Source organism: Pantoea sp. SJZ147, from assembly GCF_007828605.1.
Taxonomy (GTDB): Bacteria; Pseudomonadota; Gammaproteobacteria; order Enterobacterales; family Enterobacteriaceae; genus Pantoea; species Pantoea allii.
In genome coordinates, this window is record NZ_VIVB01000005.1 from 204659 (window position 1) to 221951 (window position 17293).

Here is a 17293-nt window from a genome sequence, read left to right on the forward strand (position 1 = left end):
GGACTAGATCTGTTCTTCCATGTTTTTCACGCTGCCCGGCAAAATGCCGTCCGCACGAAACATCGCTTTAATCCCTCTGACTGCCTGACGTATACGATCGCTGTTTTCAATCAGCGCAAAGCGGACATGCGTGTCACCGTAGTCACCAAAGCCAATGCCTGGCGAGACGCAGACTTTCGCCTCCTGCAGCATGTGCTTCGCAAACTCCAGCGAACCAAGGTGGGCATAGTGGTCAGGAATTTTCGCCCACACGTACATCGACGCTTTCGGGATATCGACCATCCATCCCGCTTCGTGCAGCCCTTTTACCAGCACATCACGCCGCCGTTTATATTGCTCAGCAATATCGCGCACGCACTGCTGATCGCCTTCCAGCGCCGCAATCGCAGCCACCTGTAAGGGCGTAAATGTGCCGTAATCGTGATAGCTCTTGATACGCGCCAGCGCGGCGACCAACTCTTTGTTACCCACCATAAAGCCAATGCGCCAGCCCGCCATGTTGTAGCTTTTTGACAGCGTGAAGAATTCTACCGCGACATCACGTGCCCCTGGCACCTGCATGATGGAAGGCGCTTTCCAGCCATCATAGACAATGTCCGCGTAGGCCAGATCGTGAATCACCAGGACGTTGTACTGCTTCGCCAGCGCAATTACGCGCTCGAAAAAGTCCAGTTCGACACACTGAGATGTGGGATTGGAGGGAAAACCGAGCACCATCATTTTGGGCTTGGGATAGCTTTCGCGAATAGCGCGTTCCAGCTCATTGAAGAAATCGATCCCTTCCACCAGCGGTACAGATCGCACCTGTGCACCCGCGATAACGGCACCGTAGATATGAATAGGGTAACTGGGGTTGGGCACCAGCACCGTGTCGCCATGGTCAAGCGTCGCCAGCATCAGGTGAGCCAGCCCCTCTTTGGACCCGATGGTGACGATAGCTTCAGATTCAGGATCGATATCAACCTGATAACGCTCTTCATACCAACGAGAAATCGCGCGACGCAGGCGAGGAATACCGCGTGAGGTCGAATAACCGTGCGTGTCTTCGCGTTGTGCCACCTGGCACAGTTTTTCTACGATATGAGGCGGCGTTGCCCCGTCGGGGTTGCCCATTGAAAGGTCGATGATATCTTCGCCACGCCGACGCGCAGCCATCTTCAGTTCAGCGGTGATGTTAAAAACGTAAGGCGGCAGGCGTTCAATACGTGTGAAACGACGGGTTGTGCTGTTATCAGCCATGGTGTCCTCTGGGAAACGTTAGCGCCCGGACCGTCCGAGCGACGCTGGTCACTGCGGTGACCTCTACAAGAACATAACTTGCAGATAACAACTTTGTCGAGAGGAGCAGAAAATTTTTTATATTTGCGGATTGAGCCGTTCAAGCAGCCAGTCATTCACCCAGCGGTCATTTAACAGATAATTATTTTGCAGCGTGCGCTGTAGCGTGAAGCCATTTTTTTCCAGAATCCGCCGTGATGCCCAGTTGCCCTCCACCACCAGCGCCTTGAGCTTGAGGAAATCGGCGTCGAACAAACACTGACACAACGCCCCCAGGGCTTCACTGCCGAAGCCCTGGCCACAGTAGCGGTGCAGCAGCATGTAACCGATTTCGGCCTGGCGAGCGGGCTGCCATTCAGGCGTACAGCCAAATAAGCCAATGGCTTCTCCGCTATCACGCAGCCTGGCGACCAGGCACAACATGTGAAAGCTGCCTACCTGCCAGGGTGCCAAACGCTGGCTGAACCGTTCACGGATATCCTCTTCGTCAGGAATTTCACTCACCCAGTTCATCGTGTCGCGATCTTCGTGCACCGCCCGGAACAGTTGCCAGTCTTCCGGGCGTAATGTCGTTAACGTCAAACGTGAAGTGGTCAGATGCATACTCTGCTCCCGGCAGACAGGTCTCAAAGGAAAACGACTGCGCTGATAATCCTGTCAGGCTTCAGTACCCCGCCCCGAATCCAAAAGAGGGAAATAAGCGTTCCCCTTTATCGTGGTCAACATTTCCCCTTTTCGCTGTTTTAGAGAAATTGATCTAAAACATGAACAGTCATGCTGACCGTTGGGCGCGCTGGCGCATTATCATTACATTTTTTATCATAGCGTTCTTTAACATAGCTGAAGAGTCGCCTGTGACCTCACACTTTAACATGCTCCTGGCCGTCTTTGATCGCGCGGCGCTCATGCTGATTTGCCTGTTTTTTCTGACGCGAACCCGGCCTTTTCGTCAGTTATTACAAAAAGATGAGCACACCTCGCTGGAAAAAAGCGCTGTCATTGCCATTTTTTCCCTGTTTGCCTTATTCAGTACCTGGTCAGGTGTTAACGTCGAAGGTTCATTGCTTAACGTGCGGGTTATCGCCGTGATGGCGGGCGGTATTCTTTTTGGCCCCTGGGTGGGGATCGTGACAGGCGTGATTGCGGGCCTGCATCGTTTTTTGATTGATATTCACGGCGTGACGTCCGTGCCCTGCCTGATTACCAGCATCATTGCCGGGGTGGTTGCGGGCGGGATCAATCGTCGGGTGCAGCGCGAGCGACGCTGGCTGGTAGGCATTCTGGGCGGGATGTTCTGTGAAAGCCTGACGATGCTGCTCATTCTGTTATGGGCGAAGCCTGTCGCCCTGGGGCTGGCGATTGTGTCCGAAATCGCCCTGCCGATGATCCTCGGCGCATCAAGCATTGGCTTAATCGTGTTACTGGTGCAGAGCGTTGAGGGTGAAAAAGAGGCCAGCGCGGCACGTCAGGCCAAGCTGGCGCTGGATATTGCTAACCAGACGCTGCCGCTGTTCCGGCAGGTAAACAGCGATTCACTTCGGAACATTTGCGACATTATCCGGCGAGAAATCAAAGCAGATGCCGTCGCCATGACCAACAAGCAGAAAATTTTGGCCTATGTCGGTTACGGCGAGCAAAACTATCAGCACGGCGATGACGGCATCAGCCCCACCACGGCTCAGGCTATCCACAGCGGTAAAATCATCATTAAAAACAATGATGAAGCCCACAGAACAAAAGACATTCACTCCATGATAGTGATTCCGTTACGGGAAAAAGGCAACGTCACCGGCACCTTAAAAATCTACTATCGTCGCGCACACCGTATTACCGGCTCGCTGAAAGAGATGGCCGTTGGCCTGTCGCAGATTATCTCGACCCAGCTTGAAGTCTCCCGCACCGAGCAGCTGCGTGAAATGGCCAATAAAGCGGAACTCCGCGCGCTTCAGAGCAAAATAAATCCGCATTTCCTGTTTAATGCGCTCAATGCGATTTCGTCTTCTATCCGGCTCAATCCAGATACAGCGCGTCAGTTAGTCATCAATTTATCGCGTTATCTGCGCTACAACCTCGAACTGAACGACGATGAGCTTATCGATATCAAAAAAGAGCTGTGGCAGGTAAAGGATTACATCGCCATTGAGCAGGCCCGCTTTGGCGATAAGCTCACGATGATTTACGACGTGGATGAGGATTTGCATTTTTCTCTGCCCAGCCTGCTTATTCAGCCCTTAGTCGAAAACGCCATTGTGCACGGCATTCAGCCCTGCAAAGGCAAAGGTGTGGTGACATTGAGCGTGCGCGATTTGGGCGACCGGGTGCGCATTGCGGTGCGGGACACCGGGCAAGGCATCAGCGATGAGGTCATTGACAGAGTTGCACGCAACGAAATGCCGGGCAATAAAATCGGCCTGTTAAACGTGCATCACCGGGTTAAATTGCTGTCGGGCCAGGGACTGCATATCGTGCGTCATCAACCCGGGACAGAAATCGCCTTTACCCTGAGCAAAACCGGACAGCCACTGGTGGGAAATCTTGCATGAAAGCCATCATCGTAGAGGATGAGTTCCTTGCCCAGCAAGAGCTGAGCTGGATGATTCAGCAGCACAGCAACATTGAGATTGAAGCCTGCTTTGATGACGGACTCGACGTGCTGAAATACCTGCAACAGCACCGGGTTGATGTGATATTTCTCGATATTAATATTCCGTCGCTGGATGGCATGTTACTGGCGCAGAATATTCATCAGTTTGTGCATAAGCCTCTGATTGTTTTTATTACCGCCTGGAAAGAACATGCGGTAGAGGCCTTTGAGCTGGAGGCGTTTGACTACATCCTGAAGCCCTATCATGAGTCACGTATTATCACGATGCTCAACAAGCTGGAAGCCAGCTGGCAACAGCAGCACACAATTACCCAGGCACCCAGCGCGCAAAACCCCCTTACGGTTAACCTGACCAAAGACGATCGCATCATCGTGACCGACGTGAATGATATTTACTACGTCGAGGCTCATGAGAAGTTAACCTTTGTGTATACCCGCCGTGAAGACTATGTCATGTCGATGAATATCAGCGAATTTTGCTCACGCCTGCCCGAGCAGCAATTCTTTCGTTGTCACCGCTCGTACTGCGTTAATCTGAATAAGATCAGAGAGATTGAACCCTGGTTCAATAATACCTATCTGCTCAAATTAAGGGACAAGGACTTTCAGGTGCCCGTCAGCCGTAGCAAGGTAAAAACCTTCAGGCTGCTCATGCGTTTGTAGGGAAACCACAGGACGGAGAGAACCCTTCCCGTTGGGGAAGGGCAATGGCGGTTATCAGAGAATACGGCCCAGGGTTTGACGCAGGTGTGCACCTGCACCTAACAAGCCTGGCTGATCGTGGGTGATCATATAGACCGGAATATCGGCAACGTAATCGCGAAAACGCCCTTTGTCTTCAAATGCCGCACGGAAACCCGAGGATTTAAAGAATTCCAGGAAGCGCGGCACAATGCCGCCTGCGATGTACACGCCACCAAAGGTGCCGAGGTTCAGCGCCAGATTACCGCCAAAACGCCCCATGATGACGCAGAACAGCGACAGCGCACGACGACAATCTGTACAGCTGTCCGCAAGCGCACGCTCACTCACCTCTTTCGGCTTCAGATTCTCGGGAACGCGTTGATCCACTTTCACAATCGCCCGATAGAGATTGACCAGACCCGCGCCTGACAGCACGCGCTCGGCTGACACATGGCCCAATTCTTCCCGCAACACTTCCAGGATTTGATCTTCTTCTTCGCTGTTGGCCGCAAAGTCAACGTGGCCACCCTCACCAGGCAGGCTGACCCAGCGCTTATCAACATGCACCAGATGACTGACGCCCAGTCCAGTCCCCGCGCCGTAAATGGCCACTGGCTTGTCTTTAACCGGCTCTTTGCCACCAAACTGGATCACATGTTCTGCGCCCAGCATGGGAATGGCCATGGACACCGCGGTGAAGTCGTTAATAATTTCCAGGTGTTCAAAACCGATGTTCTCTTTGAGCTTTTTGGTGGAAAAAGCCCAGTCATGGTTGGTCATTTCAACCCAGTCATCGGTAATCGGGCAGGCAATGGCGATACAACCGTCTTTGATATCCTGCTTTTGTTCATCAAGATAGTGGCGGATGACGGCTTCGAGGCTGTCGTAGTCTGATGTTGCGAATGTTTTGGCCTGGGAGATGCTGCCGCTTTCCACCTCACACAAAGCGAGGCGGGCGTTGGTGCCGCCGACATCGCCGACCAAGGCATAAGTTGTCATTCTTCTGGTGCTCCGCTTGGGGGTCTTAAAGAGTTGGAGGACACTATAAAATCCTGCCGATAAAACAACAACGCTCACCGAAGCTATGGGTGAGCGTCTGACTCGTGTGTGCAACAGCCTAACCGCGTTAGTCTGGCGTGCACAGAGGCAACTTTCCGAATCTCAACCGCCGTTGCGCTGGCTCAGGCAGGCTGAGACTTTACGCAGTAACGGCGGCAGGTCATCTTTTTGCATCACCACTTCAATAAACGACAGCCTGTGCTGTTGTTTAAGTAGCGTCATCAGTGCCTGCAACTGCACGGTTTCACTGATGCGCCAGCTCTGCGCCTGGCATTGCAAACTCATTGCCTGCGGCAGCGCTGTCCAGTTCCATTGCGCGATATCATTATAACGTTGAGCGGCACCATGAATCGCCCGCTCTACAGTATAGCCTTCATTATTGAGGAGAAAAATAATGGGATGCTGTTGATCCCGCAGCATGGAACCTAACTCCTGAATGGTCAACTGGGCCGAACCGTCGCCAATAATCAGGATAACGCGCTGAGCAGGCTGGGCAGTTTGCGCACCGAACGCGGCGGGTAAAGTATAGCCGATAGAGCCCCAGAGCGGCTGTACCAAAAGCTGCGCACCGACGGGCAACCGCAGCGACGCGGCACCAAAAGCCGCCGTCCCCTGATCGGCCAGAATAATATCACCCGGCTGCAGGAACGCCTGCATCGCCTGCCAAAAAGCAGACTGGCTGATGATGGCTGCATCCGGAACCGGCTCTGGGGGCGACGGCGGACAGGCGGCCTGCCAGGCTGCACCATGACGTTCAAACACAGGCAGTAACGCGCTTAGCGCATCCGCCATCGTCAGGGGCGCGAACGTTTGCCCGCCCACGCTGGCGCTGTGCGGCTGGATGTCAATAAGCCGGGCCGGGCTGAATTGTTGGGTAAAACCGGCCGTAATCGTGTCGGTAAAGCGTACGCCAGCGCAAATCGTCACGTCCGCGTTTTCAATTTGCTGGCGCACGTCACCTTCACTGCCTTCTCCCGCATAGGTGCCGACAAAACCCGGTTGCTGTTCATCCAGCACACCTTTGCCCATCAACAAGGTGGCACAGGGAAACGCGCGTCCCGTCCGCAAGGCTGCCAGTGCCGGTTGCTGCTGCCAGCGCTGCGCCAGAAAATCGGCGAGCAGCGATACACGCTTCGCAGGTGCCAGCAACCGCTCTGCCGCCTGCTGAAATGCGACGCGCACCTCATGAGGTGAAGCGGTACGGCGCATTAGCGGCTGCTCAGGCGCTGAGGTTTGCCGCTGGGCCACATCCACCGGCAGCATTAAATAGCCAGGACGGTGCTGCTGAAGCGCGGCCAGGATGACCCGGTCAATTTCAGCCGTGGCATTGTCGGCCGTAAGCTGTGCCGTGGCAGCGCTCACCTCCTGCGCCATGCGGATGAAGTGACCAAAGTCGCCGTCTCCCAGCGTGTGATGCACACAATCCCCCTGCTGCATCGCCTGACTCGAAGGCGCGCCCACAATGTGGATAACGGGCACATACTCGGCAAAGCTGCCCGCCAGACCGTTAATCGCGCTGAGTTCACCCACGCCAAACGTAGTCAGCAACGCCGCTACGCCGGAGCAACGCGCATAGCCATCGGCTGCATAGGCTGCATTCAGTTCGTTAGCACATCCCACCCAGCTAATGTCCGGATGGGCAATAACACGGTCGAGAAACTGCAGATTGTAGTCGCCCGGCACACCAAATAAATGCCTGACACTGCACTCCTGCAAGCGAGCCAACAGATAATCACCAACCGTAAAATCGGACATAGCGCGTTCCTTTTAGGGGATTGTTCTGATAAGTATCTGACATGGCGTAAATTTGGCGAGAACGGCTGCAGATTTAGCCAATCTATTGCATGGCAAGCCCGCGTTACGACCGTGTATTATTCCGTGAATATGCGACTTCACGCGGATTAATACTGAGTGTAAGCGTATACACTCCTCCGGTTTTGGCACATTTATTCGTTTTCACTCAGGACCCTTATATGACAGCTTTCCCTCATCCGGACCGATATCAGCATATGCAGTGGCGTCGCAGTGGGCGCAGTGGCCTGAAACTTCCTGCGATTTCACTGGGCCTGTGGCATAACTTTGGTGACAGCACACAGTTGGATGTCAGCCGCCAGCTATTGCGCCACGCTTTCGACTGCGGTATCACGCATTTCGATCTGGCGAATAACTACGGCCCGCCTCCTGGCTCAGCTGAAACGAATTTTGGTCGTATCATGCGTGAAGATTTTCAGGCACACCGCGACGAATTGCTTATTTCGACGAAAGCCGGTTACACCATGTGGGAAGGCCCGTATGGTGACTGGGGTTCGCGCAAATATCTGGTGGCCAGCCTGGATCAGAGTCTGCGCCGAACGGGACTGGAATACGTTGATATCTTTTATCACCACCGTCCCGATCCAGAGACGCCGCTGGAAGAAACCATGCGCGCGCTGGATCATGTCGTACGCCAGGGAAAGGCGCTGTATGCCGCGATTTCAAACTATCCCGCGCAACGGGCGGCTGAAGCGATGGCGATTCTGCGCGATCTGGGTACGCCTTGCCTGATCCATCAGCCTCGCTATTCGTTATTTGAACGCACGCCAGAGCAGGGATTACTTCAGACACTGGATGAACATGGTGCAGGTTGTATCGCGTTCTCACCCCTGGCAGGCGGTGTCCTGACCGATCGCTATCTACAAGGTATTCCGCAGGATTCACGCGTTGCCAGCGGCAGCAAGTTCCTCAACGAAAATCAGCTTACTGATGAAAAAATGGAAAAAGTCCGCAAGCTAAACGCCATTGCTCAACAGCGCGGCCAGAAGCTGGCGCAGATGGCGTTAACGTGGGTGTTACGTGATCCACGCATTACATCAGTGCTGATTGGGGCCAGTAAAACGGCACAAATCGATGATGCAGTACAGATGCTGAATCAGGCTACTCTCACGGATGACGAGCTTGCCGCCATTGAGTCTGCCCTGCAGTAACATGCGCCGCCTGCTTCGCCGGGCGGCCATCCCGGAATACTCTTAAACCCTGATTTTTTTGCGGTTTTTCAGACGGTTTCCACAGGTTTCTCAGACGCAATATCGACAGAATAGCGAACCGGCAGCGGAGACACGCTGCCGTCAGGAGAAAATCATGATACGTGGAATTTTACTGGCTGCCTTTGTAGCCATGTTAACGCCGCTGGCAATGCACACCGCTCAGGCCTCAGGGACATCAATTAATCTTGCGCCGGGCGTATCGCTTCATCTGGGCGATCGCGACCGCCGCGGCTACTACTGGGACGGCAACCGCTGGCGCGAGCCGCGCTGGTTTAACGATCGCTATGCGTATAAAGAGCGTCGCTGGTGGCGACACGAAACGTGGCGACGTCATCAGCAGTGGGAACGCGAACGCCAGTGGCACGCGCGCGACCGGCAACGTCGTTGGGAGCATGAACGACGCCACTGGCACCACGAACGCCGCGCGCACCATCGTTACCCGGAACGCTATCGCTAAAGCGCCTCTGTCGGCCCACGCGTCGGCAGATCACCTGAGGCGATAGCGCTAGAGTTAGAGGTGTTTCACTCTTGCCATAACAAACCCATCCCAGCCCTTTTCACCTACGGTTTGAATGGCTGTGGCCTCCAGACGGGCATCGCTGGAAAGCAGCTCGAAAAACGCACGTACCCCCTGCACGTTGATGTCTGCGGAATCGGCATCGGTTACCGCCCCGCCGCGCACAACGTTGTCGGCGATAATCACGCTGCCAGGACGAGCCAGGGCTAATGCCCAATTCAGGTAAGCGGGATTATTTTTCTTATCCGCGTCGATAAAGATGAGATCAAAGGGTCCCTGCAGGTGAGGCAGTACATCCAGCGCCGCACCGATGCGCAGATCGACGCGTCCAGACAACCCGGCATTGCGGATGTTATCACTGGCAACCTGCGCATGATGGGCGTCGGCTTCAAGGGTGGTGATTTTCCCTTCTTCGCCCAGCGCCTGCGCCATCAGGATGGTGCTGTAACCCCCAAGCGTGCCGATTTCCAGTACGCGTGCTGCGTTTAGCATTTTTATAAACAGTGCAAGCATGTTGCCTTGCAGGGCAGAAACGTCGTGGGCAGGCAGCCCCGCCTGACTGTTGGCAACCAGCGCGGCTTGAGCAAGGCGATCGGTAGGGAGGAGTAACTGAGAAAAATAGTCGTCGACCGCGGCCCATTTTGCGTGGTCTTCTGAAGGGTAATCCGGCTTCCGCATCATTCTGCTCCTGAATCATCAAGACAGAAGAAAATATAAACCAATGCGGATAAACCTCAAGACAATATCATTCACACCGAAAACAGACGCCTGCCTGACCGTTTATCAGGCAGACGCGTTACATTCCCATTGCCTGACCGATTAACAGATAAGCGTTAAGACTCACCACCAGCACCACGATGACGCGCCCCGTATTTTGCATCAGCCGTGAATTGACCAACGCATCGCCCATCAGCTCGCGGTTGCCGGTAAACGCCAGCAGCGGAATGAGCGCCAGTGCGATACCGAAGCTGAGCAGCACCTGACTCATGACTAACACGCGCGTCGGGTCCCAGCCCGCCCAGATCACGAGAAACGAGGGCACCATGGTCACTGCACGTCGTACCCACAGTGGAATATAGAATTTAATAAACCCTTGCATAACCACCTGACCGGCCAGGGTGCCGACCACGGTTGAAGACAGCCCCGCCGCGACCAGGCTTAGGCCAAATACCGTTGCGGCAGCGTGCCCCAGCAGAGGCTGTAGCGTGGTGTAAGCCTGATCGAGTTCGGCAATCCCACTATGGCCGCTAAAATGGAAGGCGGCAGCGGCCGTGGCCATCATCGCCAGGTTTACAAACCCCGCAATGGTCATGGCAATGGCGACATCCAGTTTGGTTGAGGAATAGCGCTGAGCCTGACTGTCATCGCTTTTCCCCTGGGTTAAGGCGGAATGCAGATAAATCACGTGCGGCATAATGGTGGCTCCCAGTACGCCGGCGGCAAGAAAGACCGCGTCGGTATTGGGCAGTGACGGCAGTGCCATGCCTTTAACCAGTTCACTCACTTTTGGCTGTGAGAAAAACAGCTCCACAATGTAAGCCGCCGCCACAAACAACAGTAGCCCGCCAATCACCAGCTCCAGCGGTTTTTGCCCACGATTTTGCAGCATCAAAATTAGCACGGTGGCCACGCCGGTCAGCACGGCGCCCTGCATCAGAGATATCCCCAATAGCAGTTTGAACCCCAGGGCTGCACCGATGAACTCTGCCAGATCGGTCGCCATGGCAATGATTTCTGCCTGCACCCAATAGAACCATACCGCCGGACGGGGAAAACGATCGCGGATATGTTCAGCCAGGTTTTTACCCGTTGCGATGCCCAGCTTCGCTGACATTAACTGAATAAGCATGGCCATGATGTTGGCCCATACCACCACCCACAGCAGTTGATAACCGTAAGCGGCACCGGCCTGAATATTGGTCGCAAAGTTACCCGGATCGATATAGCCGATAGCGGCGATAAAAGCAGGCCCCAACAGGGCGAGTTTGACTTTTCTGGCTCCGCGAGCGGCGCGCTCGGCGGCACGGCTTTCAAACATAGTGGCTACCCTGTCTTTGTTTTACCTGTGCAGCTTAAGGCGACGCAGGCGCAAGTGAAATTTGGTTTTGGTAATCGCTGTAATAGATAGTGCTATGAAGTATAGCCTTTGCTATACCCTGGGTATGTAAAAACCCTACAACTTAAGGCGCAATTCCGTCACTCTACGTGTTGTGTAAATTACAGACAATAGATTTAAGTGAATATGATGTGAACAATTTGGTTACAGGGCGTGATCGGTGAGAGTTTTCTGAGAAATTTGGCGATATTGAATACTTATATTGTGGTAGAGATCTCGTTTTTCGGTAAGCCGTTACATAGAATACGCAGCAAAATACAATCCTCCTCAAATTTGGAGCAATCATGTCCCATATTTTGCAGTTTCTTTTAGCACTAGTGGTTGTCGGTGTGCTGGCCTTGCTGGTCAGCCACGACAGAAAAAGTATTCGAATTCGCTACATCGTACAGCTTCTGGTCATCGAAATCATTCTGGCATGGTTCTTCCTGAACTCGGAAGCCGGTCTGGGCTTCGTCAAAGGATTTGCCGGTTTCTTCGATCATCTTCTGAAATATGCGGCTCAGGGCACTAATTTCGTCTTCGGCAACATGAATGATAAAGGCCTCGCCTTCTTCTTCCTGAACGTGCTGTGCCCCATTGTGTTCATCTCGGCGCTGATCGGTATTCTCCAGCACTTCCGCATCCTGCCATGGGTGATTCGCGGTATCGGTACTGTGTTGTCCAAGATTAACGGAATGGGCAAACTGGAATCGTTCAACGCCGTAAGCTCTCTGATTTTGGGACAGTCTGAGAACTTTATCGCGTACAAAGATATCCTGGGCAAAATGTCACAACGTCGTATGTACACCATGGCGGCAACCGCGATGTCGACGGTTTCTATGTCTATCGTGGGTGCTTACATGACCATGCTGCAGCCTAAGTATGTGGTCGCGGCGCTGGTGCTGAATATGTTCAGTACCTTTATTGTGCTGTCGCTCATTAACCCTTACCGCGTAGACAGCGAAGAAGATCTGCAGTTGCAGGACCTGCATCAGGGTCAGAGCTTCTTTGAGATGCTGGGCGAATACATTCTTGCTGGTTTCCGCGTCGCCATTATCGTTGCGGCCATGCTGATTGGTTTTATCGCACTGATTTCCGGCCTGAACGCGCTGTTTGACTTCATTTTCGGTGTCACCTTCCAGGGCGTGCTGGGTTATGTCTTCTATCCGTTTGCCTGGGTAATGGGCGTGCCGTCTGGCGAAGCGCTGCAGGTTGGCAGCATCATGGCAACGAAGCTGGTTTCCAATGAGTTTGTGGCTATGATGGATCTGCAGAAAGTTGCCGGTCAGCTGTCACCCAATGCAGAAGGCATCCTGTCGGTGTTCCTGGTCTCGTTCGCTAACTTCTCGTCTATCGGTATCGTTGCCGGTGCGATCAAGGGCCTGAACGAAGAGCAAGGTAACGTGGTTTCTCGCTTTGGTTTGAAACTGCTGTACGGCTCAACCCTGGTCAGCGTGCTGTCTGCGGCGATTGCAGGCCTGGTACTGGCATTCTGAGTTAGCGCTCTGCAAAACATTAAGGCGAGTCAAATGACTCGCCTTTTTTGTCTTTATCCCGCCTGCTTGCTGGCTTGTGTTCAGACACAATGCTTGATCACGCTTACCACCCTCATCAATACTGCCCGACTAGTGGGAGCGCGCCCCGATTATAATCCAGAGCGAATCCCCTCTTTCCACCGGTTATGTTTGTTTGACAGGAGCCATGATGAGTCTGGACCCCGACGGCTACATCCCCACGCTGCCGACAGCTGACGTTCAGCCGGCGTTTCAGGCTGTCGTCAACGCAGCCGTGGCCCGTCTGAGCGCTGACTATCGGGATGGCCTGCACAGCATTTATCTTTACGGTAGCGTGGCGTGCGGAAACGCCGTCAAGTGCAGATCGGATTTAGATCTGTGTTTACTCTTCAGCCATCCACTCCGGCTAGAGCAGCAAGACAGACTGTCAGCGTTAAAACAGGCGCTGGCGGAAGAGCATCCTGTGGTGAGTAAAGTCGATTTTGATATCGGCACGGTCAATGAGGCACTCGCGCCGGAAAACCGCCTTTCCTGGGGCTACTGGTTAAAGCACCACTGCCGCTGCCTCTATGGCCAGGATCTCTCTGTGTACTTTGAACGCTTCCGCCCGTCCCGCGCGTTGGCACGGGCAATAAACGGTGATGTCGCAGCGGTATTGAGTGGCTATGCCACGTTATTATCCCGCGCCAGCCAGGCTCGTGAGCAGCAGCAATATCAGCGTGCGGCGGCCAGAAAACTGATTCGCTCAACCAATATGTTACGCACAGATAACGATATCGACTGGCCACGCAGCCTGGAGGATCATGTTGTGCGATTCGTTGCGCGTCATCCGGAACGTGAAGACGCGATCGCCTTCTTTTTAGCAGAGAGCAAGACGCCACAGGCAACTGTTGCGGAATTTACTTCACACCTTAATGATTTCAGTCGATGGCTGTTGCAGCGATTAGGTTGAACGGGGGCGGAATCCAGGCGTAAGTGGAGTGAGAACGCAACGCAGTGCAGTTGAAAGATGTCAGGAGGCGATAAGCGGGATATGTATAACAGATGCGCTTATAAGCAAGCGCTAGGAACAAAATGATAATGGCTGAAAAGCCAGAGATTTGGTGGAGATAAGCGGGATCGAACCGCTGACCTCTTGCATGCCATGCAAGCGCTCTCCCAGCTGAGCTATACCCCCACATCTGGAAATCGTTTTTTCAGTGCCAAACTTTTGGGAAGAAGTTTGGTGGAGCTAAGCGGGATCGAACCGCTGACCTCTTGCATGCCATGCAAGCGCTCTCCCAGCTGAGCTATAGCCCCGTACCGAAAAAACCGTCGTGTTAAGCGACGGACGGCATAATATGAAACCCCCCATGGAGTGTCAACGGCAAAATCACATTCTGTGTTTGATCGCTGAAAAAGACGGCAAACTCAGCGTGATGACGGGCGTTTGTTTCTCTCTTGCCCTTGTTAACATCATGAAAGGAGCCTGGGTTTGATGAGTAATTTTTTATCGGCTGCTAGGTTAATACACGGTTAAATATGTTATAGGAATTATCTTGTCTTCCCTGTAATGTCGTGTAAAACTTAGCCCGCTATGTAATACGGCTGCATGGTTTTCTCCAGCGCACCGTTCTTCAACCAGGCGTTTTCGCTCCAATACTAAAATCAATAGAGAATATATGTCGCTGCATACACCCAAAGAGATCGCCCAACTGGCGATTCAGGCTGGCGTGGCAAAAAGCCATGCCTCCATTAGTTCCTTAATTATTCTTGGCTTCATGGCAGGTGCCTTCATCGCTACAGGCTTCTTGCTGGATGTCCACGTTATCAACTCACTCCCAGCGGACTGGGGTTCATTTGGCGGCTTTTTAGGTGCTGCGGTGTTCCCGGTCGGTTTAATCCTGACCATTCTGGCCGGTGGCGAGCTGTTAACCGGCAATATGATGACGTTGCCTGTTGCCTGGTTTGCACGCCGCGTGAGTGGCTACAGCGTATTGCGTAACTGGTTCTGGGTAACCATTGCTAACTTCCTTGGCAGCATCGCTATCGCCTGGTTCTTTGGGCATATGCTGGCCATGACCGAAGGCGACTACCTGAAAAAGACATTGGCTATTGCTAACGCAAAAGTGCATGCCGATTTCCTGCACGCCTTTATCTCTGGCATCGGCTGTAACTGGCTGGTATGTCTTGCCGTGTGGCTGGCATTCGCCAGTAAAGACGTGGTAGGCAAAATTTTCGCTATGTGGTTCCCGGTTATGGCGTTCGTCGCCATCGGCTTCCAGCACGTTGTCGCGAACATGTTCATCATCCCTGCTGCGATTTTCGCCGGACAGATGAGCTGGGCTGAATATTTCCCCAATTTCGTGGCGGTATTCTTAGGTAACGCCGTTGGCGGTGCCGTCTTCGTTGGTCTGGCTTACTTCCTCGCTTTCCGCCCCGCTGCCGAGCAGCCACGCACCGCGCAATAAACTTTCTTTGCCTTTTGTTGAGAGACAAAAGGCAATTTCGTTTCCAGTTACTTTCACGCGTTACGATTTGCTGTAATATGTATGGCTAATGTATTTAACAGGGACAGCATCGTGAAAAAGGAATGGCTAACTCCGGAAGAACTGGCAATCGAAACGGGCTACAGTCGGCAGACGGTGAACAAATGGATCAAACGCGAGAACTGGACGACCACGCCAAAGCCGGGTGTTCAGGGCGGAAAAGCAAGACTGATTCATATTGATGAACGCGTGAAAAGTTTCATTCAGTCGACGCGCAATCTTAATGAACCCACGGCAAATTACACGCCTCCAGCGAATTCTTTACCTGCGTTATTGATAAGCTCTGTCCAGCAAATGAGTCAGAATGAACAAGATCAGCTTACGGCGTTGATTCTGCGGGAAGGGATTAAAGGTGTACTCGGCCGTCTGGGGATTAGTGAAGAGTAAGAAACCGGAAGCGTAATGCTTCCGGTTTTTTTTATTAGTTCTGTGCTTCGCGCTCGGCAATAAAAGCCAGCGCTTTTTCAATACGCGCGACACTGCGGGTGCGACCAATCGCTTCCACCGTGACATCCAGTCCTGGGGACTGACCTGCGCCGGTCACGGCAACGCGCAGTGGCATTCCCACTTTACCCATGCCTACGCCCAGCTCATCCGCGCTCTGCTGAATCGCCTGATGCACGGTTTCGGCATTCCAGTCAGTCAATGCAGCCAGCTTATCGCGAACCACTTCCAGCGGTTGACGTGCAACCGGGCGCAGATGCTTTTTCGCGGCATCAGCATCGAATTCTGAAAAGTCCTGATAAAAATAGTGGCAGGACGCCGCCATCTCTTTCAGCGTCTTACAGCGCTCACCGAGCAAGGTCACCAGCTTCGCCAGCTCCGGGCCAGTGCGGGTATCAATATTCTGCTGTTCAATGTGCCATTGCAGATGTGTTGCCACATACTCTGGGGGCAGCGCGTTGATGTAGTGATGATTTAACCACTGCAGCTTTTCGGTATTAAAGGCGCTGGCGGACTTACTGACCGCGTCCAGGCTAAACAGCGCTGTCATTTCTTTGACAGAGAAGATTTCCTGATCGCCATGAGACCAGCCCAGACGGACTAAATAGTTAAGCAAGGCTTCTGGCAGATAGCCGTCATCACGGTATTGCATGACGCCTACCGCACCATGTCGCTTAGACAGTTTTTTACCGTCGTCGCCCAGGATCATAGAAACGTGGGCATAAACCGGTACCTGTGCACCGATAGCCTTGAGAATATTGATCTGGCGCGGGGTGTTGTTGATGTGATCTTCACCACGCACAACATGGGTAATGCCCATATCCCAGTCGTCGACCACGACGCAGAAGTTATACGTCGGTGAGCCATCGGTGCGACGGATGATCAGATCGTCAAGCTCCTGATTGCTGAACTCAATCGGGCCACGAATCTGGTCATCAAAAATAACCGATCCCTCTTGTGGATTACGGAAACGCACCACATGCGGTTCATCATCGGCATGATGTTCATGGCTGTCGCGGCAACGGCCGTCGTAACGCGGTTTTTCACCGTTAGCCATTTGCGTTTCACGCAGCGCTTCCAGACGCTCTCTGGAGCAGTAACATTTATAAGCCGTACCCGCTTCCTGCATTTCATCAATAACGGCGTTATAGCGATCGAAACGTTTAGTCTGGTAATAGGGACCTTCATCCCAATCCAGGCTCAGCCAGTTCATCCCATCCATAATGGCTTCAATGGCTTCCGGTGTTGAACGCTCAAGATCGGTATCTTCAATGCGCAGCACAAACTCGCCCTGATGATGACGGGCAAAGAGCCATGAGTAGAGGGCGGTACGCGCGCCACCTACATGTAAGAAGCCGGTGGGGCTTGGCGCGAAGCGAGTTTTGATTTTCATTCAGTATTGCCTTAAATGCGCAGGTTCGTTGTCTGGATGACAAAAAACAGGTTAGACGCGAAAAGAGTGCGCATATTCTAGCATCTGATGATGAATCCTCAATGCATGCAAGGCAGCTGAGCGCCAGCAAACCCTATATTTCTGCTAAGAAAA

15 protein-coding genes and 2 tRNA genes are annotated in these 17293 nt (G+C 53.2%); 8 read left to right on the forward strand and 9 right to left on the reverse strand.

Annotated elements, in window-relative coordinates:
* Nucleotides 1–3: 3 nt before the first annotated feature.
* Together alaC and FBY13_RS09565 are read right to left on the reverse strand one after the other, a co-directional pair.
* On the reverse strand, nucleotides 4–1239 hold the full coding sequence (gene alaC / locus FBY13_RS09560) for an alanine transaminase (protein WP_096012884.1): 1236 nt from the start codon (nucleotides 1237–1239) through the stop codon (nucleotides 4–6).
* Between the two features lie 117 nt (nucleotides 1240–1356).
* Nucleotides 1357–1881, reverse strand: coding sequence for a GNAT family N-acetyltransferase (locus FBY13_RS09565; RefSeq protein WP_063880443.1), 525 nt, complete (start codon nucleotides 1879–1881; stop codon nucleotides 1357–1359).
* A 269-nt stretch (nucleotides 1882–2150) separates the two neighbouring features.
* Here FBY13_RS09565 and FBY13_RS09570 point away from each other — a divergent pair, with 269 nt between their 5' ends.
* Together FBY13_RS09570 and FBY13_RS09575 are read left to right on the forward strand one after the other, a co-directional pair.
* The gene (locus tag FBY13_RS09570) at nucleotides 2151–3821 is read left to right on the forward strand and encodes a sensor histidine kinase (RefSeq protein WP_063881224.1); all 1671 of its coding nucleotides are present in this window, start codon (nucleotides 2151–2153) and stop codon (nucleotides 3819–3821) included.
* Nucleotides 3818–4546, forward strand: coding sequence for a LytTR family DNA-binding domain-containing protein (locus tag FBY13_RS09575; protein WP_063880444.1), 729 nt, complete (start codon nucleotides 3818–3820; stop codon nucleotides 4544–4546). The genes FBY13_RS09570 and FBY13_RS09575 overlap by 4 nt, the downstream gene beginning before the upstream one ends.
* Before the next feature lie 54 nt (nucleotides 4547–4600).
* Here the strand turns inward: FBY13_RS09575 and glk are convergent, their stop codons facing one another.
* Together glk and FBY13_RS09585 are read right to left on the reverse strand one after the other, a co-directional pair.
* Nucleotides 4601–5566, reverse strand: coding sequence for a glucokinase (gene glk / locus FBY13_RS09580; protein ID WP_063880445.1), 966 nt, complete (start codon nucleotides 5564–5566; stop codon nucleotides 4601–4603).
* Between the two features lie 162 nt (nucleotides 5567–5728).
* Entirely contained in the window at nucleotides 5729–7381 is a 1653-nt protein-coding gene (locus FBY13_RS09585; RefSeq protein WP_145394039.1) for a thiamine pyrophosphate-binding protein, read from the reverse strand.
* A gap of 218 nt (nucleotides 7382–7599) precedes the next feature.
* Between FBY13_RS09585 and mgrA the strand changes: the two genes are divergently transcribed.
* Both mgrA and FBY13_RS09595 read left to right on the forward strand, forming a co-directional pair.
* Entirely contained in the window at nucleotides 7600–8589 is a 990-nt protein-coding gene (gene mgrA / locus FBY13_RS09590; RefSeq protein ID WP_145394040.1) for an L-glyceraldehyde 3-phosphate reductase, read from the forward strand.
* Nucleotides 8590–8743: 154 nt separating this feature from the next.
* Nucleotides 8744–9106 carry a DUF2502 domain-containing protein gene (locus tag FBY13_RS09595; protein ID WP_145394041.1) on the forward strand — a complete coding sequence of 121 codons (363 nt, stop codon included), beginning with the start codon at nucleotides 8744–8746 and terminating at the stop codon, nucleotides 9104–9106.
* Between the two features lie 54 nt (nucleotides 9107–9160).
* On the opposite strand, the gene FBY13_RS09600 is transcribed toward FBY13_RS09595, so the two are convergent.
* Both FBY13_RS09600 and FBY13_RS09605 read right to left on the reverse strand, forming a co-directional pair.
* Nucleotides 9161–9844: an O-methyltransferase gene (locus FBY13_RS09600; RefSeq protein ID WP_096012879.1), complete on the reverse strand. Its 684-nt coding sequence runs from the start codon at nucleotides 9842–9844 to the stop codon at nucleotides 9161–9163.
* A 118-nt stretch (nucleotides 9845–9962) separates the two neighbouring features.
* Nucleotides 9963–11204, reverse strand: a complete 1242-nt coding sequence (locus FBY13_RS09605) for an Nramp family divalent metal transporter (protein ID WP_063880450.1) — start codon at nucleotides 11202–11204, stop codon at nucleotides 9963–9965.
* A gap of 362 nt (nucleotides 11205–11566) precedes the next feature.
* Between FBY13_RS09605 and FBY13_RS09610 the strand changes: the two genes are divergently transcribed.
* Nucleotides 11567–12757, forward strand: coding sequence for a NupC/NupG family nucleoside CNT transporter (locus FBY13_RS09610; RefSeq protein WP_063880451.1), 1191 nt, complete (start codon nucleotides 11567–11569; stop codon nucleotides 12755–12757).
* Nucleotides 12758–12965: 208 nt separating this feature from the next.
* Nucleotides 12966–13727 (forward strand): nucleotidyltransferase domain-containing protein, encoded by a 762-nt coding sequence (locus FBY13_RS09615; RefSeq protein ID WP_145394078.1) that lies wholly within the window; start codon nucleotides 12966–12968, stop codon nucleotides 13725–13727.
* Between the two features lie 149 nt (nucleotides 13728–13876).
* On the opposite strand, the gene FBY13_RS09620 is transcribed toward FBY13_RS09615, so the two are convergent.
* Both FBY13_RS09620 and FBY13_RS09625 read right to left on the reverse strand, forming a co-directional pair.
* A tRNA-Ala gene (locus tag FBY13_RS09620) sits at nucleotides 13877–13952 on the reverse strand.
* Between the two features lie 46 nt (nucleotides 13953–13998).
* Nucleotides 13999–14074 (reverse strand) — tRNA-Ala (locus FBY13_RS09625).
* 362 nt (nucleotides 14075–14436) lie between these two features.
* On the opposite strand from FBY13_RS09625, the gene FBY13_RS09630 reads away from it, so the two are divergent.
* On the forward strand, nucleotides 14437–15225 hold the full coding sequence (locus FBY13_RS09630; protein ID WP_063880456.1) for a formate/nitrite transporter family protein: 789 nt from the start codon (nucleotides 14437–14439) through the stop codon (nucleotides 15223–15225).
* Between the two features lie 111 nt (nucleotides 15226–15336).
* On the forward strand, nucleotides 15337–15690 hold the full coding sequence (locus FBY13_RS09635) for a YfeC-like transcriptional regulator (RefSeq protein WP_063880457.1): 354 nt from the start codon (nucleotides 15337–15339) through the stop codon (nucleotides 15688–15690).
* A 34-nt stretch (nucleotides 15691–15724) separates the two neighbouring features.
* Here FBY13_RS09635 and gltX read toward each other — a convergent pair whose 3' ends face one another.
* Complete coding sequence (gene gltX / locus FBY13_RS09640; protein ID WP_063880458.1) at nucleotides 15725–17140, reverse strand: glutamate--tRNA ligase; 1416 nt, start codon at nucleotides 17138–17140, stop codon at nucleotides 15725–15727.
* Nucleotides 17141–17293: the final 153 nt, after the last annotated feature.

Excerpts from the sequence above, each read along its gene's own strand:
- alaC (WP_096012884.1), bottom strand. The coding sequence starts at position 1,239 with ATGGCTGATAACAGCACAACCCGTCGTTTCACACGTATTGAACGCCTG.
- FBY13_RS09565 (WP_063880443.1), bottom strand. The coding sequence starts at position 1,881 with ATGCATCTGACCACTTCACGTTTGACGTTAACGACATTACGCCCGGAA.
- FBY13_RS09570 (WP_063881224.1), top strand. The coding sequence starts at position 2,151 with ATGCTCCTGGCCGTCTTTGATCGCGCGGCGCTCATGCTGATTTGCCTG.
- FBY13_RS09575 (WP_063880444.1), top strand. The coding sequence starts at position 3,818 with ATGAAAGCCATCATCGTAGAGGATGAGTTCCTTGCCCAGCAAGAGCTG.
- glk (WP_063880445.1), bottom strand. The coding sequence starts at position 5,566 with ATGACAACTTATGCCTTGGTCGGCGATGTCGGCGGCACCAACGCCCGC.
- FBY13_RS09585 (WP_145394039.1), bottom strand. The coding sequence starts at position 7,381 with ATGTCCGATTTTACGGTTGGTGATTATCTGTTGGCTCGCTTGCAGGAG.
- mgrA (WP_145394040.1), top strand. The coding sequence starts at position 7,600 with ATGACAGCTTTCCCTCATCCGGACCGATATCAGCATATGCAGTGGCGT.
- FBY13_RS09595 (WP_145394041.1), top strand. The coding sequence starts at position 8,744 with ATGATACGTGGAATTTTACTGGCTGCCTTTGTAGCCATGTTAACGCCG.
- FBY13_RS09600 (WP_096012879.1), bottom strand. The coding sequence starts at position 9,844 with ATGCGGAAGCCGGATTACCCTTCAGAAGACCACGCAAAATGGGCCGCG.
- FBY13_RS09605 (WP_063880450.1), bottom strand. The coding sequence starts at position 11,204 with ATGTTTGAAAGCCGTGCCGCCGAGCGCGCCGCTCGCGGAGCCAGAAAA.
- FBY13_RS09610 (WP_063880451.1), top strand. The coding sequence starts at position 11,567 with ATGTCCCATATTTTGCAGTTTCTTTTAGCACTAGTGGTTGTCGGTGTG.
- FBY13_RS09615 (WP_145394078.1), top strand. The coding sequence starts at position 12,966 with ATGAGTCTGGACCCCGACGGCTACATCCCCACGCTGCCGACAGCTGAC.
- FBY13_RS09630 (WP_063880456.1), top strand. The coding sequence starts at position 14,437 with ATGTCGCTGCATACACCCAAAGAGATCGCCCAACTGGCGATTCAGGCT.
- gltX (WP_063880458.1), bottom strand. The coding sequence starts at position 17,140 with ATGAAAATCAAAACTCGCTTCGCGCCAAGCCCCACCGGCTTCTTACAT.